Annotated in this window: 22 protein-coding genes; 7 read left to right on the plus strand and 15 right to left on the minus strand. The window is 43.4% G+C overall.

Annotated elements, in window-relative coordinates; all coding sequences use genetic code 11:
* Positions 1–93: 93 nt before the first annotated feature.
* From fusA to fkpA, 8 genes are all read right to left on the minus strand, one after another.
* Entirely contained in the window at positions 94–2,202 is a 2,109-nt protein-coding gene (gene fusA / locus H8A87_RS15960; RefSeq protein WP_198690927.1) for an elongation factor G, read from the minus strand.
* Between the two features lie 78 nt (positions 2,203–2,280).
* On the minus strand, positions 2,281–2,751 hold the full coding sequence (gene rpsG, locus H8A87_RS15965) for a 30S ribosomal protein S7 (protein WP_198690928.1): 471 nt from the start codon (positions 2,749–2,751) through the stop codon (positions 2,281–2,283).
* 98 nt (positions 2,752–2,849) lie between these two features.
* Positions 2,850–3,224: a 30S ribosomal protein S12 gene (gene rpsL, locus H8A87_RS15970; RefSeq protein WP_010848548.1), complete on the minus strand. Its 375-nt coding sequence runs from the start codon at positions 3,222–3,224 to the stop codon at positions 2,850–2,852.
* A gap of 167 nt (positions 3,225–3,391) precedes the next feature.
* A complete protein-coding gene (tusB, locus tag H8A87_RS15975) occupies positions 3,392–3,679 on the minus strand; it encodes a sulfurtransferase complex subunit TusB (RefSeq protein ID WP_198690929.1) in 288 nt (95 codons plus the stop codon).
* A 19-nt stretch (positions 3,680–3,698) separates the two neighbouring features.
* Positions 3,699–4,058, minus strand: a complete 360-nt coding sequence (tusC, locus tag H8A87_RS15980; protein WP_198690930.1) for a sulfurtransferase complex subunit TusC — start codon at positions 4,056–4,058, stop codon at positions 3,699–3,701.
* A 55-nt stretch (positions 4,059–4,113) separates the two neighbouring features.
* Positions 4,114–4,509, minus strand: coding sequence for a sulfurtransferase complex subunit TusD (tusD, locus tag H8A87_RS15985; RefSeq protein ID WP_198690931.1), 396 nt, complete (start codon positions 4,507–4,509; stop codon positions 4,114–4,116).
* Positions 4,509–5,246 (minus strand): helix-turn-helix transcriptional regulator, encoded by a 738-nt coding sequence (locus H8A87_RS15990; protein WP_198690932.1) that lies wholly within the window; start codon positions 5,244–5,246, stop codon positions 4,509–4,511. The genes tusD and H8A87_RS15990 overlap by 1 nt, the downstream gene beginning before the upstream one ends.
* A 439-nt stretch (positions 5,247–5,685) precedes the next feature.
* Entirely contained in the window at positions 5,686–6,450 is a 765-nt protein-coding gene (gene fkpA / locus H8A87_RS15995) for an FKBP-type peptidyl-prolyl cis-trans isomerase (protein WP_198690933.1), read from the minus strand.
* Between the two features lie 247 nt (positions 6,451–6,697).
* Between fkpA and H8A87_RS16000 the strand changes: the two genes are divergently transcribed.
* On the plus strand, positions 6,698–6,916 hold the full coding sequence (locus H8A87_RS16000; protein WP_198690934.1) for a SlyX family protein: 219 nt from the start codon (positions 6,698–6,700) through the stop codon (positions 6,914–6,916).
* Positions 6,917–7,052: 136 nt separating this feature from the next.
* Here the strand turns inward: H8A87_RS16000 and slyD are convergent, their stop codons facing one another.
* The 4 genes from slyD to kefG form a co-directional block, all read right to left on the minus strand.
* Positions 7,053–7,577 carry a peptidylprolyl isomerase gene (gene slyD, locus H8A87_RS16005; protein ID WP_198690935.1) on the minus strand — a complete coding sequence of 175 codons (525 nt, stop codon included), beginning with the start codon at positions 7,575–7,577 and terminating at the stop codon, positions 7,053–7,055.
* 145 nt (positions 7,578–7,722) lie between these two features.
* Positions 7,723–7,926, minus strand: coding sequence for a YheV family putative zinc ribbon protein (locus H8A87_RS16010; protein ID WP_010848530.1), 204 nt, complete (start codon positions 7,924–7,926; stop codon positions 7,723–7,725).
* 14 nt (positions 7,927–7,940) lie between these two features.
* Positions 7,941–9,764, minus strand: coding sequence for a glutathione-regulated potassium-efflux system protein KefB (gene kefB / locus H8A87_RS16015; RefSeq protein ID WP_198690936.1), 1,824 nt, complete (start codon positions 9,762–9,764; stop codon positions 7,941–7,943).
* A 2-nt stretch (positions 9,765–9,766) separates the two neighbouring features.
* Entirely contained in the window at positions 9,767–10,330 is a 564-nt protein-coding gene (gene kefG / locus H8A87_RS16020; protein WP_198690937.1) for a glutathione-regulated potassium-efflux system ancillary protein KefG, read from the minus strand.
* Positions 10,331–10,446: 116 nt separating this feature from the next.
* Between kefG and H8A87_RS16025 the strand changes: the two genes are divergently transcribed.
* Positions 10,447–12,402: an ABC transporter ATP-binding protein gene (locus H8A87_RS16025; RefSeq protein ID WP_198690938.1), complete on the plus strand. Its 1,956-nt coding sequence runs from the start codon at positions 10,447–10,449 to the stop codon at positions 12,400–12,402.
* A 282-nt stretch (positions 12,403–12,684) separates the two neighbouring features.
* On the opposite strand, the gene H8A87_RS16030 is transcribed toward H8A87_RS16025, so the two are convergent.
* Both H8A87_RS16030 and H8A87_RS16035 read right to left on the minus strand, forming a co-directional pair.
* Positions 12,685–13,575 (minus strand): LysR family transcriptional regulator, encoded by an 891-nt coding sequence (locus tag H8A87_RS16030; RefSeq protein ID WP_198690939.1) that lies wholly within the window; start codon positions 13,573–13,575, stop codon positions 12,685–12,687.
* A 1,961-nt stretch (positions 13,576–15,536) separates the two neighbouring features.
* Positions 15,537–18,962: an inverse autotransporter beta domain-containing protein gene (locus H8A87_RS16035; RefSeq protein ID WP_198690940.1), complete on the minus strand. Its 3,426-nt coding sequence runs from the start codon at positions 18,960–18,962 to the stop codon at positions 15,537–15,539.
* Between the two features lie 745 nt (positions 18,963–19,707).
* Here H8A87_RS16035 and murQ point away from each other — a divergent pair.
* Together murQ and murP are read left to right on the plus strand one after the other, a co-directional pair.
* Positions 19,708–20,613, plus strand: a complete 906-nt coding sequence (gene murQ, locus H8A87_RS16040; RefSeq protein WP_198690974.1) for an N-acetylmuramic acid 6-phosphate etherase — start codon at positions 19,708–19,710, stop codon at positions 20,611–20,613.
* Between the two features lie 26 nt (positions 20,614–20,639).
* A complete protein-coding gene (gene murP / locus H8A87_RS16045) occupies positions 20,640–22,106 on the plus strand; it encodes a PTS N-acetylmuramic acid transporter subunit IIBC (protein WP_198690941.1) in 1,467 nt (488 codons plus the stop codon).
* 16 nt (positions 22,107–22,122) lie between these two features.
* Here the strand turns inward: murP and H8A87_RS16050 are convergent, their stop codons facing one another.
* Positions 22,123–22,728 (minus strand): LysE family translocator, encoded by a 606-nt coding sequence (locus tag H8A87_RS16050; RefSeq protein ID WP_198690942.1) that lies wholly within the window; start codon positions 22,726–22,728, stop codon positions 22,123–22,125.
* Positions 22,729–22,828: 100 nt separating this feature from the next.
* On the opposite strand from H8A87_RS16050, the gene H8A87_RS16055 reads away from it, so the two are divergent.
* The 3 genes from H8A87_RS16055 (at position 22,829) to H8A87_RS16065 (ending at position 25,040) form a co-directional block, all read left to right on the plus strand.
* Positions 22,829–23,878, plus strand: coding sequence for a hydrolase (locus tag H8A87_RS16055; RefSeq protein ID WP_198690943.1), 1,050 nt, complete (start codon positions 22,829–22,831; stop codon positions 23,876–23,878).
* A complete protein-coding gene (locus H8A87_RS16060) occupies positions 23,875–24,093 on the plus strand; it encodes a YheU family protein (RefSeq protein WP_198690944.1) in 219 nt (72 codons plus the stop codon). Before H8A87_RS16055 ends, H8A87_RS16060 begins: the two co-directional genes overlap by 4 nt.
* Positions 24,094–24,170: 77 nt before the next feature.
* A complete protein-coding gene (locus H8A87_RS16065; protein ID WP_198690945.1) occupies positions 24,171–25,040 on the plus strand; it encodes a phosphoribulokinase in 870 nt (289 codons plus the stop codon).
* Positions 25,041–25,525 lie beyond the last annotated feature (485 nt).

The raw sequence follows: 25,525 nt of genomic DNA on the forward strand, positions 1-25,525 counted from the left end.
CGTTCAAACTTTTCTTTAGACACGACTCTATTCCTTAAAACCGCTCCCCCGTCACATAGATGAGGGAGCTAAAAAGATAGTAAACTCGAAAACTTATCTAGCTTTACGAGCTTCGATAATAGCCTGAGCGACGTTGCTCGGCGCTTCGTTGTACTTCAAGAACTCCATGGAGTAAGAAGCACGACCTTGGGTCTGAGAACGCAGGTCAGTAGCATAACCAAACATTTCAGATAATGGTACTTGAGCACGAACAATTTTGCCCGTAGCTACATCATCCATACCATCGATCATACCACGGCGACGGTTCAAGTCACCGATGACGTCACCCATGTAGTCTTCTGGTGTTTCCACCTCAACTTTCATGATAGGTTCCAGCAGAACTGGTTTCGCTTTCATGAAGCCTTCTTTAAATGCCATGGACGCAGCAATTTTAAAGGCGATTTCCGAGGAGTCAACGTCATGGTAAGAACCATCAAACAAGGCAACTTTAATATCAACGATTGGATAACCAGCCAGAACGCCGCCCTTCAGCTGTTCCTGAACGCCTTTGTCGACACCTGGAATATATTCTTTAGGAACAACACCACCAACGATTTCGTTCGAGAACTCGTAACCAGCACCGCCAGCTTCCAGAGGTTCGATACGTAGCCACACGTGACCGTACTGACCACGACCACCAGACTGTTTAGCGTGTTTACCTTCCTGCTCAACAGAAGAGCGGATAGTTTCACGGTAAGCAACCTGAGGTTTACCTACGTTCGCTTCAACGTTGAATTCGCGACGCATACGGTCAACCAGTACGTCGAGGTGAAGTTCACCCATACCCGCGATGATAGTCTGACCAGTTTCTTCATTACTGCTCACTCGGAATGATGGGTCTTCCTGAGCCAGACGGCCTAAAGCGATACCCATTTTTTCTTGGTCAGCTTTAGTTTTTGGCTCAATAGCAACAGAGATAACTGGCTCTGGGAATTCCATACGCTCCAGAATGATTGGGGAGCTCATGTCACAGAGAGTATCACCTGTGGTTACATCTTTCAGACCGATTGCAGCAGCGATATCGCCTGCACGGACTTCTTTAATTTCTTCACGTTTGTTGGCGTGCATCTGTACGATACGGCCAAAACGTTCTTTTTTGTCTTTAATCGGGTTCAGTACGGTGTCACCAGAGTTAACAACACCAGAGTAAACACGGAAGAACGTCAAGTTACCCACGAATGGGTCTGTCGCGATTTTGAACGCCAGTGCAGAGAATGGCTCGTCATCGCTGGAATGACGTTCTGCTGGTGTGTCTTTACCGTCTGGCAGCATACCTTTGATGGATTCAACATCAGTTGGGGCTGGCAGATATTCGATAACTGCATCCAGCATTGCCTGAACACCTTTGTTCTTAAATGCAGAACCACAGGTAACCAGGATAATTTCGTTAGCCAGAACGCGCTTACGCAGAGCTTTTTTGATTTCTTCTTCAGTCAGCTCTTCACCGCCCAGATATTTGTCCATCAGGTCTTCTGATGCTTCTGCAGCGGATTCAATCAGATTCTGGTGCCATTCTTCAGCCAGTTCGAGCATGTCAGCAGGGATATCTTCATAAGTGAAGGTAGTTCCCTGATCAGCTTCGTTCCAGTTGATTGCTTTCATTTTCAACAGGTCAACAATACCGGTGAAGGTATCTTCAGCACCGATAGCCAGTTGAAGTGGAACTGGGTTTGCAGCCAGACGAGTTTTGATCTGCTCAACAACGCGCAGGAAGTTCGCACCCATACGGTCCATTTTGTTAACGAACGCGATACGTGGGACACAGTATTTGTTAGCCTGACGCCATACAGTCTCAGACTGCGGCTGAACACCACCAACTGCACAATAAACCATTACTGCACCGTCAAGAACACGCATGGAACGTTCTACTTCGATGGTGAAGTCAACGTGTCCTGGGGTGTCGATGATGTTGATGCGGTGTGGTTCATACTGCTTAGCCATACCAGACCAGAATGCAGTGGTCGCAGCAGACGTGATAGTAATACCACGTTCCTGCTCCTGCTCCATCCAGTCCATTGTTGCTGAACCTTCGTGAGTTTCACCAATTTTATGGTTTACACCTGTATAAAACAGAATACGTTCAGTTGTCGTGGTTTTACCGGCGTCGATGTGAGCGCTGATACCGATATTGCGGTAACGCGCTATAGGTGTTTTACGAGCCATTTTTTCCTCTCTCGTGGGCGTTCAATTTAAAGAACGGGTAGCCAAGCAGCTACCCAGAACATCTTCACTACAAAGGGATTACCAACGGTAGTGTGCGAACGCCTTGTTAGCTTCTGCCATACGGTGAACGTCTTCACGTTTCTTCACAGCAGCGCCTTTGTTATCAGCCGCATCAGATAATTCATTCGCCAGGCGCAGAGCCATCGACTTATCACCGCGTTTACGAGCAGCATCAACGATCCAACGCATTGCCAGTGCATTACGACGAACCGGACGAACTTCAACTGGAACCTGATAAGTGGAACCACCAACACGGCGGGACTTAACTTCCACAGTCGGGCGCACGTTATCCAGTGCCAGCTCGAATGCTTCCAGATGATTTTTACTAGAACGCTGAGCCAGGGTCTCAAGCGCGCTATATACAATTGCTTCTGCGGTAGATTTTTTACCGTCTACCATCAGGATATTCACAAATTTTGCCAGCAGTTCAGATCCGAATTTTGGATCTGGCAGAATTTTACGTTGACCAATTACACGACGACGTGGCATGGAAATACTCCGTTTCGAATTTCAGGGTTGTCCAAAACTCTACGAGTTTATTTTGACATTAAAGTGAAAAATGTTTGGCCTTACTTAACGGAGAACCATTAAGCCTTTGGCTTCTTCACACCGTACTTAGAACGACCTTGCTTACGGTCTTTAACACCGGCACAGTCCAGTGCACCGCGAACAGTGTGGTAACGCACACCTGGCAAGTCTTTAACACGACCGCCACGGATCAGAATAACGGAGTGTTCCTGCAAGTTGTGGCCTTCGCCACCGATGTAGGAAGAAACTTCGTAACCGTTAGTCAAACGCACACGGCATACTTTACGCAGTGCGGAGTTTGGTTTTTTAGGGGTGGTGGTATATACACGAGTACATACGCCACGTTTTTGCGGGCAAGCTTCCAGAGCAGGAACGTTGCTTTTCACAACTTTCGAGCTACGAGATTTGCGAACCAGCTGGTTAATAGTTGCCATTATTAAAAAAGCTCCTGGTTTTTTTGCTTCGTAAACACGGATTTTACCCTCTGTCAGCCATCATGACAAAACGAGAGGACGCGGAATTTTATTGCTGACTTGACGAGGTGTCAAGAAATATACAGTTTTTCTATGCTGGTAAAATGGCTGAAAAATGCAATCCATATCTACCAGGCAAAATTTTGCTGATGTTTTACCGTTAAGCTAACAAAGCCGCTGTAATCAATCACCATTACACGGTCTGAAATCTGTTCAACCAGCCCCCGTGCATCCAGATCTTCCTGCAAGGCATAAATGCCTGCTCCCGTCTGGAGCAACTCAGCCAAATGATGGTTATCACTGATGCCCAGTAACACACCATTCTGGATTAACAGAACATCATCTGCATCAGATACAAGACCAAGCATTGCATTGAAGTCATCATGGTAAGGTGAGCGACCAACAGTATATAACATATTACCTGCCTGAAATAGATTAAAATTTCAACACAACATCATAGCCCGCTAGCAGTTCTCGTATTGCCGCAGCGGGAAGAAATTCAGTCTCCAGCACAAAGTTGTTTGCCGGACTGCCTCCTCGAATCACCAGATCATCAAGGCAAACGTAACATTTATCAATGTCATAGAGAGGCAGGATCTTAAAGGTTGAGATGTAGTCACGGGCCAGAACTTTATCCGGCTGCTGATTAGCCAGTAATTGGAATACTCCATCAGAAATAAAGAATACACCGATCTGCTCGGTTAATGCCGATGTCGCTAGCAGTGCATCCAGCCCTTCCCTGCCAGCAGAAGATCCGTGGGGGGCTTCAGTAAAAACAAAGGCGATTTTTTTCATCAATACCCACTATTTTCAACAATACCCACTACTTTCATCAATACCCACTCGGCCCCTAAAATTGTATAACGCGATCACACAACATCATGGCTTCTGCCAGCGATCCCAGCCCGCTGAGTTCAAACCCATTCGCCAGATTCGCAGCAGGCAGATTTAATTCACGGGCTTGCTGTTCATCCACAACACCACGCCGTAATGCCGCCGCAACGCAGATAAACAGATTGAACTGATGCTGGACTGCCAATGCCTGCCATGCTCTGACCAAATCAAACTCATCATTAGCGGGGGCGACCAACTGATTACCGTTTTGGACACCTTCGCGATAAAAAAACACGCTATGCAGTTTATGGCCTGACGCGATCAGCGCCTGAGCGAATTGGTAGGCACTACCGGCTTGCTGAGTACCGTAAGCTGGCCCAGTGACCAGCAGGCAATAAGACAGTGACGACATTACTTCTCCGAACTAGCGCATTCACCATTTTTAAACTGGCGAATATAGAGATATACCGTATGTTTGGAGATATTTAAACGATCAGCGACCTGATTAATCGCATCTTTAATATCAAAAATACCTTTCTCATAGAGATTAAGCACTACCTGTCTGTTTTTCGCATTATTAGAAACATTGCGATCAGCATTCACTTCTTCAATAGTGAATTCCAGAGTCTGTGCTACCAGATCATCCACGGAAGAAGCGAAATTGACGTTTGAAGCAACTTCATGGGTCTTTTCTGGGATAAAGGTCTGAATAATTTCGGAGAAAGGCACATCAAGGTTCATATTGATGCACAAAAGTCCAATGACCCGACGCTGACGATTGCGAATGGCAATTGTGATAGATTTCATCAACGAGCCACTTTTTGCTCGCGTGAAATACGCTTTGGAAACACTGCAATCTTCATCCGTAATATCATGCAGCATCCGCAACGCCAAATCGGTAATCGGAGAGCCAATCTTACGGCCAGTATGTTCCCCATTGGCTATTCTGACAGCTGAACATTTAAGATCTTCCAGTGAATGAAGAACTATTTCACAATGCCCACCAATCAACATAGCCAGGCCATCAACAGCAGCTTCGTAAGATTTTAAAACTTCATGATCCGTTTCACTAAACGGTTGGTTTTCCAGTAAATCAATATCACTGTTATCACTAGATATATTATCACCAGTTAATAGCGGGGTAGACATGTAATACACCATCCTTCAAGCTCAGACTTTGCCTCACCAAAATATCAGAGTGAGATTTATTATAAAATCACATTACTGCAACTAAGCATCTATCTCAGTAGACACCTACTGTTGCAGGCAGAATGTTCTATATTTTATTCGGAATAATGACGCTAAAACTACATTGACGTTAAAACTACATTGAATTTCCGTCAAGCTCTTGCTAATCATATCACAGCGATCTATCACAGCTTCATGCCTAATACACCTGAAATATGAGAACGGCATTTCTTTTAATACCGCAGGAAATAATAAGCAGACAAATTCATTTTGCTTTATTCATGCTTATTACTCATCAAGTAGAGGTAAATTCCAGCAGCAAGCCAAGAGGTAAAAAATATGCACAATAAAACAGGGGCATTAAGCCCCTGCCAATGTTGATTCTTAAATATTAAAGGAATTATTTTGCCTTGGCGGCAGGTTTAATATCCAGTAATTCAACATTGAAAACTAAAGTAGAGTTAGCTGGGATTTTAGGCAGATTTGACTGACCATAAGCCAGCTTAGGTGGAATAACCAATGTGATTTTTCCGCCTTTCTTCACATGCTGTAAACCTTCTTTCCAACCCGGGATAACACTGTCCAAACGAATTGACAGAGGTTCTTTACGCTCATAAGAACTATCAAAAACTTGGCCGTCAATCAACGCGCCCTGATAGTTGACAACCACTGTGTCACTTTCTTTAGGTGCCTTGCCAGTACCTTCTTTTTCAATTTTGTAAAGAAGCCCTGTTTTGGTTTCTACTACGCCAGCTTGCTTAACGAACTTTTCACGGTACTTAGCACCTTTTTCGCCATTTTCACCGGCTTCTTTCTCAACCTTGGCTCGTGCTGCATCTTTCACTTTAGATTCAAAAGAAAGCAGAGTGTCCTGAATGTCTTTATCAGTCAATTTGCTTTTATTATTTAAAGCATCCTCAACACCCGCCAGTAACTGTGCTTTTTCTATATTGATACCGAGTGTTTTCTGCTCTTTCAATGAGTTTGCCATGTAGCTACCCAGAGAAGCCCCCAGAGCATAAGAATTTTGCTGATCTACCGTTTTAAATGCACTATTTAGTTTTACTTCGTCTTTGGCTTCCGTGTTGGCAGCCAAGGCTTGAGGTACACTGAATGCCACCGCAAGTGTCGTTGCCAGCAGAGTTGTTTTAAACAATGATTTCATCCTATTCTCCAATAAATTTGGGTGGGGTTACCGTCAGCACAGGTCACACGTAACATTTACTATAACCGCCTACGGAAACCAATAACAATACTTGCTACACCTTGTTCTAAAAACCATTGAGACAACATTAAAGTAAAGAGGTTTCGAGAAACCCACTTTCACTGAATGTTTTGAGTATTATAGTGTCAACTTGATTCGAGTAATCATTCCGTATGTAATTAATTGATCAGAGGCAGGAGGAAAGATAATGGAATTATCTGAATTTGAACAAAGATTTGAACAATTAGAAACTAAACTGGCCTACCAAGAAGCTACCATTGAAGAGTTGAATCAAGAAGTGAGAAAGCAGCAACTAGAAACCGACAGGTTGAAAGAACACCTGCGATTAATGACTGAACGTCTAAAAACCCACCAGACATCAATCATTGCACCACTTTCAGAGGAAACGCCTCCCCCCCATTACTGATATTACCATCCGGGGTAGCAGGGTAGCACCTGCCAGGGATGGATGAAGCATAAAAAAAGAGAAGCCCGTGGTGGGCTTCCCTTTTTTCTGCTCACTGATTGTTTCAGATTGCCAACAATGTTCAGTTAGCCCTGAATTAGTGGCAGCTGCCACCGCAGCATCCATTCTCATCGTGCTCATGATCACCGCAACCACCCTGACCATGTACATGACCGTGAGCCAATTCTTCTTCGGTCGCTTCACGAATAGCGACGATTTCAACATTGAACTTCAGATTTTGACCTGCCAGCATGTGGTTAGCATCAACGACAACTTCATCACCTTCAATCGCAGTGATTTCAACAGGAATCGGCCCCTGATCCGTGTCAGCCAGAAAACGCATGCCAACCTCAATATCATCAACACCAACAAACACATCTTTCGGTGCACGCTGAACCAGATTTTCATCATACTGACCGTATGCATCATCCGCTTCTACGCTAACATCAAAACGTTCACCCGCCTCACGGCCTTCCACTGCTTTCTCCAATCCGCTGATCAAAGAACCACGGCCATGCAGATAATCTAACGGCGCGCTCACCGGGGACTCATCAACTAAAACACCATCTTCTGTTCTTACTTGATAAGCCAGACTGACCACCAAGTCTTTTACTACTTTCATGACAACTCCTACATACCCGAGGGGCATAAACCCGTGGGGGAAAATTTTTATAGCTCAAAAAATGCGGCCAATTGTAACGGAATTCTACGGCGCTGTACCTAGCGACGGCAAAGTTTATCCACAATTTATTGTTCGTGCATTTATTTTATTGTGGCGTAAAAATACCAATAACCTGTTCCTGCTCCCTGACATGAGAAGTGACGGCTTCATCGGTTTGCCTCTGCATATGGCCACAATGGACACATTCCACGATATCAACCTTATTTTCCTGCCACATTGCCAGCGTATCCTGTGACTGGCATTTTGGACAAACTGCTCCCGCAATAAAACGTTTACGACTGACTGACATAATTCCCCCCAACGCTATTCATATTCATCCCATCCTTCCGGCTGGCGACGCTCATTAATCATTTCCCGTTCAAATAGTTCTTCTAATTCCCTGCGAGCCTCTTTAACACGGGATATCTGCGCCACATCCCCATGCAGCACGGGCATCAGTTCACGTAACATGCGCATATCCAGTCGCCGGAAATGCTGCTGCGCACGATGCGCCTGATGTGGATGCATACCTAATCGGATCAATACCTTGCGTCCCAGCTCCAATGCACTGGAAAATGTTTCTCGATTAAAATCTTTCACACCACTCTGCAACAGTTCATGGGCTTCCAGACGCCCCCTTGCACGCGCAAGAATATTCAGGTGAGGAAAATGTTTCTGGCACAAATGGACAATCGCCATCGTATCTTCCGGCTCATCGCTGGTAATGACAATCGCCTTGGCTTTCGCTGCGCCTGCTGAACGCAGGAGTTCCAGTTCGCTCGCATCACCATAATACACCTTATGACCATAACGACGCATGGTGCTGATCACACTCACATCGCGTTCCAGTACGGTGATGTGGATCTTATTTGCCATCAGCAGGCGCCCAACCACTTGCCCAAAACGACCAAAACCCACCAAAATCACCTGTGGACCATTGTCCTCCACAAATGGCTGCTCACTATGCCCTTCCTGTGAATTATGTTCTTCCTGTAAGTTATATCGGCGCGCCAACATGCTTTCAATCAACTGCATCACCAAAGGTGTTGTCATCATCGACAATGTCACCACAACCAACAGGAGTGACATCTGATTCTGATTTAACACACCCTGTCCAATCGCCGCAGAAAATAAGACAAATGCAAACTCGCCCCCCTGACTTAATACCCCTGCGAACTGCAAACATGATGATTTTCTTAAACCGGATATTCTGCCAATAACATAAAGTATGAGACCTTTTATCAGCACCAGCCCCAAGACACTTAACAAGACACTTAACAAGTGAGTCAGCAAAACCCCCATATTTAGGGACATGCCAACAGAAATGAAAAATAACCCCAGCAACAATCCCTTGAATGGCTCAATGGAAATCTCCAGTTCATGGCGATACTCACTGTCAGCCAGCAAGACACCGGCAATAAAAGTACCGAGCGCCATTGAAAAACCCAATTTCTCCATGAAGATCGCGGCCCCCAGTACGACCAGCAACGAAGCCGCTGTAAACACCTCCCTGACACCGGATTTCACCACCAACCGAAACAGGGGGCGCAACAAATATCGTCCTCCCAGCAACATGCCAGCAAAAGCAACAATTTTCAGACCAATGCGATACCAGTCACTGGATTCCGTCCCGCCAGCTAACAATGGAATAACAGCCAAGGCGGGGATTACGGCCATATCCTGAAACAGCAGGATAGAAAAACCGAGCTGCCCACCCTCATTGTTCATCATCCCCTTCTCTTTCATCAATTGCAGCGCCATCGCAGTGGATGACATCGCAAGCCCAGTGCCACCAATAACCGCAGCCTGCCATGAAAAATTCACCAGAAAAAGGAATGAAGCCAGTATCAACGCTGTTAATGCCACCTGCACCGTACCCGCACCAAAGATCGAGCGCCTGAGCTGCCAGAGTTTTGTTGGATTCAGCTCAAGGCCGATAATAAACATCAGGAAAACAACACCAAGTTCAGAAAAATGCAGGATTTCATCAACATCCTTGATAAACCCCAGCCCCCACGGGCCCAGTGCGATTCCTGCAATGAGATAACCCAATACCACCCCAATCTTGAATTTTTGGGCAAGGGGAACCGCCACAACAGCAGCAAACAAAAACAGTGTTCCGGCGCTTAACAGCGTTGAAGTCTCCATGATTACAACCCTCCCAAAGACAATGGTGCTTTCAGCCATTCCCGATAAGCATTCGCATGGCCCACAAGCACTTCAGGCCGTTGGCGTCTGGCCCAGTAAATAATCATTGGTGATAACCAATGCATCTGACACATTGACGCCGTCAACTCAAAAGGCCGGAGAATTTCTTCCATCAAAGAAAGGTCATATCCCCCTCTCCGGTAGGCTCCCTCAGGTTCTCCTGTGGTGATGACAGAGCGCCAGTATTTTCCTCTCAGCGCCTGTTCTGCTCCATTGACAAAATCACGGCTCAACACACGATCCATCCACTCTTTCAATAAAGCAGGACAACTATAAGTATACAAAGGATGTTGGAAAACAATCACTTTATGCTCGCGCAGCAACTGCTGCTCCAGGGACACATCGATAAAGAAATCGGGATAACAGCCATAGAGATCGTGAACAGTCACATGTTCCAATTCCTGCACAGGCTGCAATAGAACTTTATTGGCAACTGAATTCAGAGGTTCGGGATGGGTGTACAGCAGCAACACTTTAGGCAGCGATACGTTAGGCGACAACAACATCAATCCCCCTAGGACGTGTCAGGACACATATTTTCCGCTACCATGCACGTCAAGCTATCAAATTGAATACCTATAACCTAATTATTAACTTAACATATTTTATATAGACAACATCTATGATTGTTTTCTCTTCACTGCAAATCCGCCGTGGCATTCGTATCCTACTGGACAATGCTAGCGCAACCATCAATCCCGGCCAAAAAGTGGGATTAGTTGGCAAGAATGGCTGTGGTAAATCTACCCTACTCGCCTTACTGAAAAATGAACTTCAGGCTGAGAATGGCTCCGTTACATTTCCCAACAACTGGGCACTGGCTTGGGTGAATCAGGAAACACCAGCCCTGGAGACGTCGGCACTGGAATATGTGATCGATGGCGATCGAGAGTTTCGGCAACTGGAACAGAAGCTAAAAATCGCCAACGAACAAAATGACGGTCACGCCATCGCCCATCTTCATGGCTTGCTTGATACCAACCAGGCATGGACAATCCGCTCCCGTGCATCCAGCCTACTGCACGGTCTTGGGTTTTCCCAAGCTCAGTTAGAACAATCAGTAAGTTCATTTTCCGGTGGCTGGCGTATGCGCCTCAATTTGGCGCAAGCGCTGATTTGTCGCTCCGACTTGCTATTGCTCGACGAACCGACCAACCACCTTGATCTGGACGCCGTTATCTGGCTCGAAAAATGGCTGAAAAATTATACCGGCACCTTGATCCTGATTTCCCACGATCGAGATTTCCTCGATCCGATCATTGATAAAATTCTGCACATTGATCAGCAGGCTTTATGCGAATACACTGGTAACTACTCCTCTTTCGAACGACAGCGTGCCGCCAAACTTGCCCAGCAACAGGCGCTATACCAAAGCCAGCAGGAAAAAGTGGCGCACTTACAGAGCTACATAGATCGCTTTCGGGCCAAAGCCTCCAAGGCGAAGCAAGCACAAAGCCGCATCAAAATGCTGGAACGGATGGAGCTTATCGCCCCAGCTCATGTCGATAATCCTTTTCATTTCAGTTTCCGCCAGCCGGACAGCCTGCCAAATCCGCTTTTGATCATGGAAAAAGTCAGTGCAGGTTATGGCGACAAGATCGTGCTGAACTCGATCAAACTGAATCTGGTGCCGGGTTCACGTATCGGCCTATTGGGTCGCAATGGCGCGGGTAAATCCACGCTGATCAAATTGCTGGCAAACGAGCTTGCGCCGCAGCAAGGAGAGATCGCCTTATCAAAAGGCATCAAACTGGGATACTTCGCACAACATCAGTTGGAATATCTGCGGGCAGATGAATCTCCATTACAGCATTTAGTCCGAATAGCCCCACAAGAGCTGGAACAACAGCTACGGGATTATCTGGGTGGGTTTGGCTTTAAAGGTGATCAAGTGACTGATCCGAGCGGACGTTTTTCCGGTGGTGAGAAGGCCCGATTGGTACTGGCTCTGATTGTCTGGCAGCGCCCCAACCTCCTGCTGCTCGATGAACCGACCAACCACCTCGATCTCGACATGAGACAAGCATTGACTGAAGCTCTTATCGATTTCGAAGGTGCTCTGGTCGTCGTATCGCACGACAGACACTTACTGCGCTCCACAACAGACGAACTTTATCTGGTGCATGATGGCGAAGTCGAACCTTTCAAAGGCGATTTAGAAGATTACCAGCAATGGCTGACTGAACTGCAACGCCAACAAATGCGTGACAGTCTGGAAAAAGAGAAAGCGAATACCGAAGCTTTAGAGAATGGCACTCAAAATTACAGTGCCCAAGAGCGTAAAGATCAAAAACGACGTGAAGCGGAATTCCGTAACCAAACCCAGCCATTACGTAAACAGCTTGCTACCCTTGAAAAACAGATGGAAAAACTGGGCACGGAATTGGCAGGTTTAGAAGAAAAACTGTCAGACAACACGCTTTACGAAAATGATCGCAAAGCTGAATTAACCGGATGCCTACATCAACAGACACAAACAAAATCCAAACTGGAAGATGTCGAGATAGAATGGCTGGATATTCAGGAACAACTCGAACAAATGACAGAGGCATTTAATACGAGCCAAGGAGCCAATTAATCTTTCAGGTATCATCGAGTAAGTATAATCGGGCATTGTTATTCAATGCCCGATTACTTCCTATCTTCTCATCCCATCACTTACTCAAGCATTGAAAATATTGCTCCCTGTTTACAGAACAAAAATAAAAAATTGCATGAAAACAGCGAGTTTACGCGCCGTAAAAAATGATAACTCATTTATTCAGAAAGGTTATTTATAATTGAAAAAAACCTAATATGTTCATTCTCATAAGAAATTAAATGACAGATATCCCATAGAAAACAGCTGTTGCTCACTGACTTACACATTAGCAACCAATGTGGAAAAATTTTCAGCATCATCAATCAGATGCTTATCTATTGACTTTGCCCATACCACACCAAGATCTATTTTTTTATCTGTCTCAACAATCTCCAGAAAATTCATATAATACTCAGGAATAGAACTAATAATCCGCTTAGGAACACACGTATAGGCACTATTTTTTGTAATCATCTCAATTATCAACATAATGTCATTTGTCTTTAATAACAAATGCATATTGTCGCCAGTATAAATAGGAAAAACATTAAGACAATCCGTTAATTCAATCACCTCTTTTTTTCCTGATGAATTTGTCGTAAAAATCCCATTTCCAAACTTACTTAAAGCTGTCCTAAACTTAGATATCAGATTGCTCCTTTTTTTAAAGATATAAACCAATCTTTCCGTAAATACCCTTTTCGGCTCTAACTGGGCAATTGATGCCAGAGGCATTACAGCAACATGTAACATCCCTGCATTCAATAAACTGATTTGCTGCTCAACTGACAGCCCAGTCACCAATGCCAGTACAACATTCCCCTTCTTCTCCGCAACCTGCTTCTCTATTTGAGAATAGTTATGGATAGGAAAACAGGAGCCGACATATAAATGCCTGACCAAATCTTCTTTTGAATCAAAATGAACCTGACTCTTGAACTGTTCATAATGAGTTAAAAACTTTCTGGCATTTTCCAGTGTCTTCTGCCCAAAATCTGTCAATCTTGTTCCATTTGGCCCCCTTGTAAATAGTGAAGCACCAAGAATATCTTCCAACCCGTGTATTTTCTTCGTCAATGCAGGCTGAGAAAGGTAAAGCCTTTCTGAAGCTTTATGATAATTCAGAGTCTCAGCCAAAACGATAAAAGCTTCAAGATTGCGTATATCCATGTTCTTTCGCCCAATGATTGTTAAATAACTACAAAACATTACAGATTCATGGTGATAGCATTTTAACTTAGTGTTTTGCCAACGGTTTTATCAGGTCAACTGGTCAAAATGTTAACTAATAAAATGTTAGTTAATAAGGGGACAATTAGCAAAAGATTTATTATTATTGTGTTTTAATTACATCAATGAACAATTTCAATCGCAACTAACAACAAATACGCGTTTTAGCAAAACAGAACAAGATAATCTCTTGTCATCCATACCAACTCACACTCCCATTTCATTTTTCAAATTACAGCTTTATTGACTGAGCTAAAATTTGAAATAGATTAGGCATACACCATACAAATAATCTACTTCTGATGATTTCATATGTCGTACAATTAGGGCTACCACCAAGAACTAAATAATGAACAGCAAGTTATCAATTGATAACTTTCATTTATTGGCAACCCACTTAAGGTAATACCAAAAATCATGAAAATTAAAATATCATACTACGAAACTATTGTGTAAATAATTTAATTTAGTAACACAAAGAAAAGCATATATATCTGACTTACTCGTATAATGCAACAAACAGCAGACAATTCATATCCATTCTATTATTAATAGCTAAACCACGCTTTACTTTTTTAGCTATTTTGATATTTACTCTTATTACGTGTTAATAAGGAAAAGTGTTAATTTAAAGTATTCTATTAAATACAACAATAATGATACCCACCATCATAATACGAGTAAAAACACGGCTCGTAAATGTAACATCAATAAATAATGGCATATGGAATGATGGGTTTTGTAGCATGCTGTTATTGGTGAAATACCTCTACCCTTATTTCAAGTTTTTGATCTTTTTTATATCGGAATATTCTGTATTGGTATGTTGTTTTATAGAGAAAGTATGTTGGGTTTTATGTATCACAGGATAACGAAAAATAAATATCCTTATAAAAAACATGCACAATAAAACCATGAGCATTCAAATAAAATAATCGTAAATTCAACAGGTTAATCTTGATTACTGTAGTATCTTAGATTACAATCTCAGATGCTGTTTCAGGCATAGCAATGTAACCAAAAAGAAACCCAAGCAGGCTCAATAGTTCAATACATTGAACATATACTCCATTGACGGCATAACCGAAAATTCAACTCGTTAAGTTTATTAATCCACCTGAATAAAAATGTACTATAAATAATAGTATCCATCTTATTCCCTGCCACATAATTACATAAGAAGAACTGTAACAGTTTGTTACTGACAGCCACTTTTATTTTCGTATTTTGTTCATATGGATAGGATAAAATGCCAAAACCTGAAATTTTTTATATTCATCCACCCAATGAATGATTTGTTTCCGTTGATGCAGACGTTCCAACATCTTGGTCAGTCATTGATATTGCCTTACGTCCCCAAGAATATCTGGAGTCAAGAGTTTCACACGTACCGTTTCCAGAGTTTCCTCCCAACTTCACATAGTTTCCATTACCAAGTTCAGAGCTAAAAATATATCTCTGCGTGTTGAAGTGGTACTCATAGATATATTTAGCCCCCGTTTTGGTATCCGGTAGTTTGTCATCCATTTTACGCTCGCTAAGCTCCAGCTACGCATCGGTTGTTCGTTTTTTGGCTCCATGATCAAAACCCTATAGGTATACGCATCCTGCTCATTTCCCCAAATAGGCCCGTCTGAAGAGACTTCTATGTCACCTTTAAACGCAATATTGGCAACCTTTGCAGGGATAAAGGAAAAACTAGGTGATAGCGTTTTTATATCACCTTAAAGAGCAAGGGATATTTTGGCGTCTTTCACTTCCTGCGTATCGAGTTAACATATTTATTTTCTGAAAAAACAAATAACCTTAATACTTTTAACCATGCAATTCCCGATAAATCACATAAAAAAACAGGCTCAGTAACTGAGCCTGTTGAGACGTATCATGATAACTTATTTTAATTATGGTAACACACAGATCAATCTTCCTTTAGCATTAAAGGCATAATCACTTATTTGCTTATTAGAATAATCATATAAGTAGAAATTTTCACGCCCATCCCTGATATAAGCCACTTTAACGTTGGTATTACTTGCGGGAGTAACAAGGCCTATTGATACAAAATCAGAAGTATTATACTCTTCTGTAAATGAATAGGACGACTGACTTGAACCAACTATACCCAACATTTCATCAGTAACAGATTTGACATTTCCGATATTCCAAGAATATTTTGGTTCAAGAAGCTCACATGTCGAATTTGGCTTACCCTCTCCGTCATATTTTACATAATCATCTCCTCCTAAGTGTGGAGAAAAAATAAATTTCTTAGGATTGAATGTGTAAGAATAAATATACTTTCCTCCTGTCTTCTTAGTTGTGACTTCAGCAATAACTTTTACTGGACCAGGTTTGAATTTTCTAGGAGAAAATGCCAAGTATTTATCCTGCTTATCATCTACTACCTGCTCTATAGACGCTCCGGCAGGAATATGATAAATAACGTCGTTAAGTTCCGTATTAATCGGTTTAGCGTACAGCAGGTTACCGCCCCTTGGGTCGGAAAACCTAAATTCCACTTGTTCATATACATAGTCCGGTTGACCCCTGTGAAAATTTTGACTGGATCCATTCGTAAAGCTTACATGAACCTTTGTTTCTCTTTCTATAGCCGTGAAACTCACATTTTTATCCGCTACTGCGGTAAGTGGTTTCTGATTAACATCAGTGGTCACTTTTACCACAACATTGTCTACTCCCGCCCTACTCACCAAAGATGCAGTTAAATACCCATCATTATCGGTGGCTTGCCGCATATCAATAAGCTTTAATTCCTCTGGCAGCGCTTCTTTACCATTAGTCATGCTCCAATTCACATCAGTGAAGGAGTGATTTCTGATAGGATTGCTGGTTTTCGGATCGACTATCAATACCTTATAGGTGTATTTGTTAACCCCATCCGCAGGAAGTGGCTCATCAGACGATATTTCCATTTTACCTTTAATTTCAGCATCAATCGGATTCACTGGATTAAAATCAAAAGTCTGAGATAATATTGCTGGCGAACCATTAAGGGTTATCCCCACTTTGGCATTCTTAATCCCCTCTGTACTGCTTAAAGTCGCCTTTAACTCTCCATGCTTACCTGTCGTCGTATTCACAGAGGTTATTATCGCACCAGATACAGCTGGGAGAGCCTCTATACTCCATACAGGCTCTACGACTTTATTTGCATAGGGTTTACCATCACTACCTACTACTGTTGCAGTAACGGTATATTTCTTACCATCCGCTTCAAATATGCCTGTAGACGGATCAAATTCAAATTTGCTGACACTCAATTTTTGCGTATCATCAACAAAAACCACGGGTTCAAAATATATCGGTGGATCAATACCGTCATTTAGAGGATCTGCAACCGAAATCCCTACCCTGACGGTCTGAGCCTGAGTACTCTGCAAGGTAGCAAAAAGCCACCCTTGCTCATCCGTGGTATTATTGTTCTCCGGTGTAATCTTGCTATTCGGAGCATCCATAACCCAATGAACATCTTTGAGTTCCTTTTTACTAATTGGGGCACCATAGGAATCCAATACTAAAGCGCTCAAGGTGTAAACATTGTTTGGTTTATTAATGGCAATAGGAACTTTAGGTGCAGACTCTAATTGCGTAATATAGAAGTTATTCTGAATAAAATTAATTTGCTCCGTTTTATTTACGAGTATTTTAGGCATTCCCTTTATTTCCAGATACACTTTGAAACCTGTCTGTGGCACCTGAGAGAATAATTTTGCTGTTAACTGCCCCTGTTCATTGGTTTCCGCTGGCTTCTCCCAGCGAATATCGACATCATCTTGTTTATATGGTTCAGCACCCTGACCTTTAGGAAATTCAACATACCAGTTAACACCTTCGATCACCTTATTCTTGATCGGGGTATTACCGTCTCCGTAATTGAGGGTTGCTGACAACGTAAACGCTGCCTGACCATCAGCACGCACCGCGCGGTTAGGGGTAACGCTTGTCTGTACTGACATAGGTTCAACCGTCAGGATCATTACCTCTGATTTGACCTCCTTGCCAGTATCATCCTGTGCAATAGCAAAAACCGGGTAGCTGTTTGCACGATCAGACTTATATTGTGGCAGTACTATGTCAATGTCCTTGCCATTGACAGGAATATCGCCACCATTCTGACGGAATGCCTCTCCTATCATCCAAGTAACCTGTTTTATGGGCCTGTCTGATGTAACTTCGGCTGTTATTGATTTTTTCTCATAACTATACCCTGTCAGAGAATTAGGCAGAGTCACTCGCAGAACCTCTTTTTTCCTGTAATCCAGAACAATGTTGTTGTTTCTTTCAACCAAATCGTAACGACTTCCCGCCAATGTACGCATAGAAGCCACATTATCAGGCGAGAGTTGAATGTTCAAAGGCACGCCAAAGCGATAATTCAGATTAGCTTGGAGCAAGGTTTCACTACGTCCACCACTCCCACTTTTATAATCCACGCCCATTGTCACCAACGGAATTGGCGTATAGTTCAAACCAAATCGGGCAAGGCTGGGATTTTTCTGTTTGGTATCGCGGTTGAACAAAGCAACGTTATCACCAAAGTACTGCTCGTAACTCAACTTACCACCAAGATTCGGATAAGCTGGCAGGAAGAATTCACCATTGAGGTCAAAACCGTTGGCAGGACGCTCATCGTAATCCATCTCCTTAAAGGATTGATGCCAACCACTCAGACGTAAGTATGTATTGGCAGAGAGCTTGACGTAATCTGCCCAAGCTTCTCCCCCGAAACCCAAACGTTTATTTTTACCGCTGATGTCATAATCGTAGAAAGTATTTAAACCATACATCCAGCTGGATGTGAAATAACGCCCTCCCACACCGAAGTTAGCGGTATTGCGGCTATCTTTATTGCGATAGCCTAATTGGGTGAAAACCAGCCAGTCCGCTTTATTGTCATAAAGCGGAAGCAGGAAATCTAATGAGCTATTATCCAACTTACCTTTTCTATCAAGGGATAAGTTAATTTTGGCTGTACCGAATTGAGATAGCCATTTGTGTGCTTCACTGGATACCGTGCTATTTAATTTCCCTAGCGCGTAAGATTTGGCTTGATCAGCAAGTTGAGATGGCGAAGATGATAACATACCGCCAACCCTCTGAATATTTTGGGCAATCACACCTGCTTTGTTATCTTCCTTATTATATATGCTATTTTCACTTTCTGTTTTCTGTAAGATTTCTTTTTGTAGCTGATGATCAGGGTTCTTCTCACCAACTGCGAATGTGCTCATGGATGTAAATGGCAAAAACAAGGAGCATATAAAAACAAATGATCGACTGAACTTATTACTAATAGATGAGTCCATATATGAGTACCTCATAAAATATGGGCTAATGCCAGCACTTATATTATTTGATGTCCGGTTGGTATAAAAAAAGCTATCTTTTTCCACACTTAACAAACATTAGGCAAGTTTTTATCGGCATGCGTAATGAAATATTGTTATCATGTGATAACAAAAAGTAATCTTATGATTTTTTCAGATATTTTTACTTTGTATAAAAATTTGTCAACCGAAATAAGCTCTATGGACATTGGCCTAAATGTGTGGATACTGAAGTAATCGGTGTAATTTCAGTAGCAAATACAGAAAAGGCCACACCGAAATGCAGCCTTGAATTCAAGATGTCAATTTTAATAGGTTTAGCTAACGCCAATTTCAATAAAATTTCCTTGTATTATCCCTAGAGTCAGCTAGGTAATTTAATCTTATTGCTAAAAAGCCAATAAACATCAATTAAGTCAAATTAATATATTAACCAAACATCCTGAGAAACAATTAATACAATTTAAAATTCCTCTTCCCATTATAAGAGCTGGTTATTCGTTGTAATGGCTGCTCTATTGAAGAGTAAATTCAAAATTTACCACTGGTAGAAATTAAAACCATATTGTTTACAATGGCATGTCTTATTTACTGTTCAGATTTCCTCTGGCCTCTTCACTGCAATTTGACTCTATGGGTATATATTTTATATCAAGTGTTCAGTACGATAATTTGGCACACATAAATCACTTCTTAATTTTCCAGAAAATATGGCAAAAAAATGATGAAAATCGACTTAAACAGTATGGTGACAGAGAGCTGTAACCCTGCCAGTTCCCATATTGATCAATTATCAACACTCGATATACTGCGCGTTATCAACGATGAAGATAAAAAAGTGGCCATAGCCGTTGAAAAAACACTGCCCCAGATTGCCTGTGTGGTTGATAAAGTCGCTGAGGCATTTCGTCAAGGAGGACGCTTAATCTATAGTGGAGCCGGTACATCTGGGCGTTTAGGCATTTTGGATGCCAGTGAATGCCCACCAACTTATGGCACAAAACCAGAACAAGTGATCGGTTTAATTGCTGGCGGGCATCAGGCAATTCTGAAAGCTGTCGAAAATGCGGAAGATAATCGGCAATTAGGCACAGATGATCTTAAGGTACTACACTTTAATCAAAGAGACGTTCTGGTGGGAATCGCTGCCAGTGGTCGGACGCCTTATGTATTAGGCGCGATGGAATATGCCAAATCAGTTGGCGCTACCGTAGCCTGTATCAGTTGTAATCCTGATAACCCAATGATGCAATTGGCGGATATCGCCATCACGCCCGTGGTAGGGCCAGAAGTTGTAACAGGTTCTTCCCGCATGAAAGCAGGAACGGCACAAAAACTGGTACTGAATATGATCACGACAGGCGCCATGATCCGCATTGGCAAGGTATATGGCAATTTGATGGTAGATGTAGAAGCCACTAATGCTAAATTGATCGAACGTCAGAAAAATATTGTCATGGCCGCCACCGAGTGCAGCAGGGAAATGGCAGAACAAGCCCTGAACGCCTGTGGCGGCCACTGCAAAACCGCAATCGTGATGATTTTATCGGGCATCAATGCCGAAGAAGCCAAAGCGTTATTGGCAGAGCACCAAGGATTTATAAGGCCAGCAATCCTGATAAACCGATAATCATTGCCTCTTTGAAGGGGTCATAAATGGCTAAAATTAGTCAGGAAATGCTGGTCGAAATCCTCAACGCCATTGGCGGGGCGGGTAACGTTGCACACTGCGGTAATTGTATGACCCGCCTGCGATTGACTCTCCGTGATGATTCACTTGCCGATAAAATCACATTGAAGAAAATCGCAGGAGTATTAGGCGTCATAGAAAGTGATGACCAATTCCAGATTGTCCTTGGCCCCGGTAAAGCCCAAACAGCCGCAGATATGATGAATACACTGTTAAGTGAATCACATCATCTCAATGAATCAGAGTCGCACGCCATTGAGCCTCATGCCGGCAACCTGAAAGATATCGCGTCCTCAAACAGAAAACATCTCAAAGAAAAACAAACCCGTTCAATCCATAAGTTTCTGGCTAAATTCGCCACTATCTTTACCCCCCTGATCCCAGGATTTATTGCCGTTGGCCTGTTATTGGGGTTCGCTACCCTGCTGGAACAGGTTTTTATCAAAGAAGTCGCGCATCCCAACGCCATACTGGTAGAGATGATCGGCTATATGAAAATCTTCAGCAAAGGCATGTTCAGTTTCCTGAGTATCTTGATTGGCTACAATGCGCAAAAGGCATTTGGCGGATCGGGCGTGAACGGTGCCATTATCGCGTCTCTGTTCGTTCTGGGTTATAACGCCGAAGCCACCAGCGGGTTCTATTCCGGCATCAGCAATTTCTTTGGCTTTGCCATCGATCCACGAGGTAATATCATCGGGGTGCTGATCGCCTGTATTCTTGGCGCTTGGGTGGAAAAACAGATCCGCAAAATCATGCCGTCGGATCTAGATATGATCCTGACTTCCGCAATTACCCTGCTTATCATGGGTGCCGTTGCCTTTATCGTTATTATGCCCGTCGGCAGTTATCTGTTTACCACGATGTCATGGTTGTTCATAAACTTGAATGGCAACCCATTCGGTACGGCAGCCTTAGCGGGATTATTCTTAATCGCGGTAATGTTTGGTGTGCATCAAGGCTTCGTCCCCGTCTATTTTGCCTTGATGGATGCACAAGGTTTCAATTCCTTGTTCCCTATTCTCGCCATGGCCGGAGCAGGTCAAGTAGGGTCTGCGCTGGCGTTATATGTGAAAGCCCAAAAAGGTTCCCTGCTGCGCACGCAGATCAAAGGTGCCATCATTCCGGGATTTCTGGGGATCGGGGAACCCTTGATTTATGGCGTAACCCTGCCCCGCATCAAACCCTTTGTCACCGCCTGTCTCGGTGGTGCAGTTGGCGGCTTTTTTGTCGGCCTGGTTGCTTGGTGGGGATTACCCGTCGGGCTAAATAGTGTTTTCGGCCCCTCTGGGCTGGTCGCCCTGCCCTTGATGACTTCCAACAGTGGTATCTTCACGGGCATGGCAGTATATGGGGCAGGGCTAATCATCGCTTACGTCGCTGGTTTTACGCTGACCTTATTCTTCGGTAGCAAAAATATCGACCTGAGCTGATTCGATCAAATCAACTTCAATTAATCCAAATTAACGGCACACAGGCAGCGGTCAGAATTCCCATTGCGATATTGAATATAAACCATGAATGGCGGCTTCTCAATAAGCGACCAATCAGTGAACCGAGAATAAGCCAGATGGCACCCGCGACCGTACTGGAGATGATCATCACTACGCTAATGGCTAAAATGGAGTGGTTATATAGCGCCCCAGCCAGACTGTAACTACTGACTGCTCCCAATCCCATCAGCCATGTTTTGGGGTTCAAGAACTGTAATAACCAACCCTGATGAATTTTGATTGGCGTTCCTACCGGCTTTGTTGTGTCCAATCGCTTATAGTGCGAAGTCGCCGTTTTCCAAGCCAACCACAACAAATACAGGCTACCGAGCACCTTCAAGCCCGTATGCATGGCGGGATAGATCAGCAGCAGTGCCGCAATACCAAAGGCGGACAGCAACAGAATTGTCTGCATTCCCAGAACAATGCCCAGACAAAGTGGAATGGAGCGGCGGATGCCAAAATTGGCACCCGATGAAGTCAGTAACATATTGTTTGGACCCGGCGTGACAGCGGAAATAAACACAAATGTACTGAGCGAGAATATCAGGCTTGCGGTCATGGGTTACTTCCTCTCACCCAAAGAGTTAACATTTCCTTTCGAGAAAAATAGCAGTATGTTATTCCACATACAAGATGACTAATCATGAAATCAATTCATTATGAGTGATAACTTTTGTCCTTTAAGTGGGGCGAGCAATCCCCATTTACAAACTCTTTTGCCTCGTCTGCTTCGACGCCACCCCAAGCTACAACCCCATTGGCAGCGGCTAACCTTGCCTGATGGTGATTTTGTGGATTTAGCATGGAGCGAAGATCCGGAAACCGTGTCCCATAAACCACGACTGGTTCTTTTTCATGGTTTAGAAGGAGGATTCCGTAGCCCTTATGCCCACGGTCTGATCAGTGCCTGTCAGGAAAAAGGCTGGCTTGGTGTCGTGATGCATTTTCGTGGATGCAGTGGTGAACCTAATCGTCAGCAACGCATTTACCATTCAGGGGAAACCAGTGATGCCCGCTATTTCCTGAACTGGCTAAAAACGACTTATGGCAATGCTCCCACCGCCGCTGTCGGCTATTCTCTTGGCGGCAATATGCTGGCCTGTTATCTGGCAGAGGAACAAGAACAGGCCCAAGTAGATGCCGCCGTTATTGTCTCTGCACCGTTCATGCTGAAAGCCTGTTCCAAACGGATAGAACAGGGGTTTTCTCAGGTCTATCAACACTACCTGCTCAATAAACTGAAAAATAATGCCACCCGTAAATTACTGCGCTATCCTAATTCGCTGCCTTTGAGCCTTAGCCAACTCAATTCAATGAAAAAATTGCGTGAATTTGATGACGCTATCACCGCCAAAATCCACGGTTTTAAAGATGCAGACGACTATTATCACCAGTGTAGTGCGCTGCCTCGTTTACCGAATATCACGACACCGCTGTTGATTATCCACGCCAAAGATGATCCTTTCATGGCACCGGAAGTAATCCCCAATCCGGCACATTTACCGCCTAATATTGAATATCAAATGACTGAACATGGTGGTCATGTCGGTTTCGTCAGCGGCTCACTGAAAAACCCACAAATGTGGCTGGAACAACGCATTCCTGATTGGCTGGCACCTTATTTAGAGCCATCATCCTCAAATCAATTATCCACAAAACAATCATCCCCAAAACAATTACAACAACATCATCAGGAGCAACCACAATGATGATCCCGTGGCAACAACTGGAAGCCGATACGCTACTCAACTTGATAGAAAGTTTTGTCTTACGGGAAGGCACCGATTACGGCGAACAAGAGAAAACGCTCGAACAAAAAGTACTGGATATTAAACGTCAGCTTGAACGAGGTGAGGTTCTGCTGGTATGGTCTGAATTACATGAAACCGTCAATATCATGCCTAAAGAAATGTTCCGTCCATAAGTCCTTGCTTGTTTTATTCATCCTAAGTGACTGATTAAAGAAGATAATCCCAATTTTTATTGATAAGGAGTCTGTCCATGTCTGCCAAACATCCTGTCATTGCAATCACTGGTTCCAGTGGAGCAGGAACGACAACCACCAGCGTGGCCTTTCGCAAGATTTTCCAACAACTTGACACGACCGCTGCACTCATCGAAGGGGATAGTTTTCATCGTTATACTCGTCCTGAAATGGATGCTGAGATCCGCAAAGCAAAAGAGCAGGGTAGGCATATCAGTTACTTTGGGCCAGAAGCCAATGATTTCAGCATGCTGGAAAAGACATTTTTTGACTATGGGGAAACGGGCAATGGCCGTTGCCGAAAATACCTCCATAGCTATGATGAAGCTGTGCCTTATAACCAATTACCGGGCACTTTTACACCGTGGGAATCTTTGCCATCAAATACGGATGTTCTGTTTTATGAAGGGCTGCATGGCGGTGTTGTTACTCCACAGCACAATGTCGCCAGCCATGTTGATTTGCTGATTGGTGTCGTGCCTATCGTCAACTTGGAATGGATACAAAAACTGATTCGTGACACCAGCGAACGTGGGCACTCTAGAGAGGCAGTCATGGATTCCGTTGTCCGCTCGATGGATGACTATATCCGCTATATCACCCCTCAGTTTTCACGCACCCACATCAATTTCCAGCGCGTTCCCACCGTTGATACTTCGAATCCTTTCTCTGCCAAGGCCATTCCTTCGCTGGACGAAAGTTATATCGTGATTCGATTCCGTGGCCTAACCCAAATTGATTTCCCTTATTTGCTGGCAATGCTTCAGGGCTCATTTATTTCCAGTATAAATACCATCGTTGTTCCGGGTGGAAAAATGGGATTGGCCATGGAGTTAATTATGGCACCGCTCGTGAAGCAATTACTTGAAGGCAAAAGAATCTCATGATTTAAGCCTCATTTTCTTTTTAATAAAACAGGTAACAAAAAATAATGCTGCCTGTTTTATTTAAATAAGCAGTTTTTGTAACAATAAAGTAGCTGATAAAAATCAGTCTTATGAATATGAAGAAGCATAACGTGTCCGAGCGACATAAAATTCATCACTACAAGTTCAGTATCTAACATTATTTTTCTTTTTATAAATATAAAATCAATAAAAACATCTCTCCAGACAGATTTCTGGTAATCTGGCGGCCAGTTTAATATGCTGAAGCGATACAGGAGAAGACAGAAACGTTTTCCTGTGTTACAAACAAGGTTACAAGCGAGGCTGGCAAGATATATGGGTTAAGATCAATACACCAGCATTTCGGTATCCTTATAATTCATATAAAATTCCCGCTTGTCAGTTTTTCAGCAAGTTAATATGTTAATCTATTGACTTTATAAAGCCAGCCTGAAGAGAAACCTTCTGTTTCTCACATCATAAAG

It is taken from the genome of Xenorhabdus lircayensis (assembly GCF_016306625.1).
Taxonomy (GTDB): domain Bacteria; phylum Pseudomonadota; class Gammaproteobacteria; order Enterobacterales; family Enterobacteriaceae; genus Xenorhabdus; species Xenorhabdus lircayensis.

Bases quoted from the DNA above. Each gene is read 5' to 3' on its own strand.
- fusA (WP_198690927.1), bottom strand. From the start codon at position 2,202: ATGGCTCGTAAAACACCTATAGCGCGTTACCGCAATATCGGTATCAGC.
- rpsG (WP_198690928.1), bottom strand. From the start codon at position 2,751: ATGCCACGTCGTCGTGTAATTGGTCAACGTAAAATTCTGCCAGATCCA.
- rpsL (WP_010848548.1), bottom strand. From the start codon at position 3,224: ATGGCAACTATTAACCAGCTGGTTCGCAAATCTCGTAGCTCGAAAGTT.
- tusB (WP_198690929.1), bottom strand. From the start codon at position 3,679: ATGTTATATACTGTTGGTCGCTCACCTTACCATGATGACTTCAATGCA.
- tusC (WP_198690930.1), bottom strand. From the start codon at position 4,058: ATGAAAAAAATCGCCTTTGTTTTTACTGAAGCCCCCCACGGATCTTCT.
- tusD (WP_198690931.1), bottom strand. From the start codon at position 4,509: ATGTCGTCACTGTCTTATTGCCTGCTGGTCACTGGGCCAGCTTACGGT.
- H8A87_RS15990 (WP_198690932.1), bottom strand. From the start codon at position 5,246: ATGTCTACCCCGCTATTAACTGGTGATAATATATCTAGTGATAACAGT.
- fkpA (WP_198690933.1), bottom strand. From the start codon at position 6,450: ATGAAATCATTGTTTAAAACAACTCTGCTGGCAACGACACTTGCGGTG.
- H8A87_RS16000 (WP_198690934.1), top strand. From the start codon at position 6,698: ATGGAATTATCTGAATTTGAACAAAGATTTGAACAATTAGAAACTAAA.
- slyD (WP_198690935.1), bottom strand. From the start codon at position 7,577: ATGAAAGTAGTAAAAGACTTGGTGGTCAGTCTGGCTTATCAAGTAAGA.
- H8A87_RS16010 (WP_010848530.1), bottom strand. From the start codon at position 7,926: ATGTCAGTCAGTCGTAAACGTTTTATTGCGGGAGCAGTTTGTCCAAAA.
- kefB (WP_198690936.1), bottom strand. From the start codon at position 9,764: ATGGAGACTTCAACGCTGTTAAGCGCCGGAACACTGTTTTTGTTTGCT.
- kefG (WP_198690937.1), bottom strand. From the start codon at position 10,330: ATGTTGTTGTCGCCTAACGTATCGCTGCCTAAAGTGTTGCTGCTGTAC.
- H8A87_RS16025 (WP_198690938.1), top strand. From the start codon at position 10,447: ATGATTGTTTTCTCTTCACTGCAAATCCGCCGTGGCATTCGTATCCTA.
- H8A87_RS16030 (WP_198690939.1), bottom strand. From the start codon at position 13,575: ATGGATATACGCAATCTTGAAGCTTTTATCGTTTTGGCTGAGACTCTG.
- H8A87_RS16035 (WP_198690940.1), bottom strand. From the start codon at position 18,962: ATGGACTCATCTATTAGTAATAAGTTCAGTCGATCATTTGTTTTTATA.
- murQ (WP_198690974.1), top strand. From the start codon at position 19,708: ATGAAAATCGACTTAAACAGTATGGTGACAGAGAGCTGTAACCCTGCC.
- murP (WP_198690941.1), top strand. From the start codon at position 20,640: ATGGCTAAAATTAGTCAGGAAATGCTGGTCGAAATCCTCAACGCCATT.
- H8A87_RS16050 (WP_198690942.1), bottom strand. From the start codon at position 22,728: ATGACCGCAAGCCTGATATTCTCGCTCAGTACATTTGTGTTTATTTCC.
- H8A87_RS16055 (WP_198690943.1), top strand. From the start codon at position 22,829: ATGAGTGATAACTTTTGTCCTTTAAGTGGGGCGAGCAATCCCCATTTA.
- H8A87_RS16060 (WP_198690944.1), top strand. From the start codon at position 23,875: ATGATGATCCCGTGGCAACAACTGGAAGCCGATACGCTACTCAACTTG.
- H8A87_RS16065 (WP_198690945.1), top strand. From the start codon at position 24,171: ATGTCTGCCAAACATCCTGTCATTGCAATCACTGGTTCCAGTGGAGCA.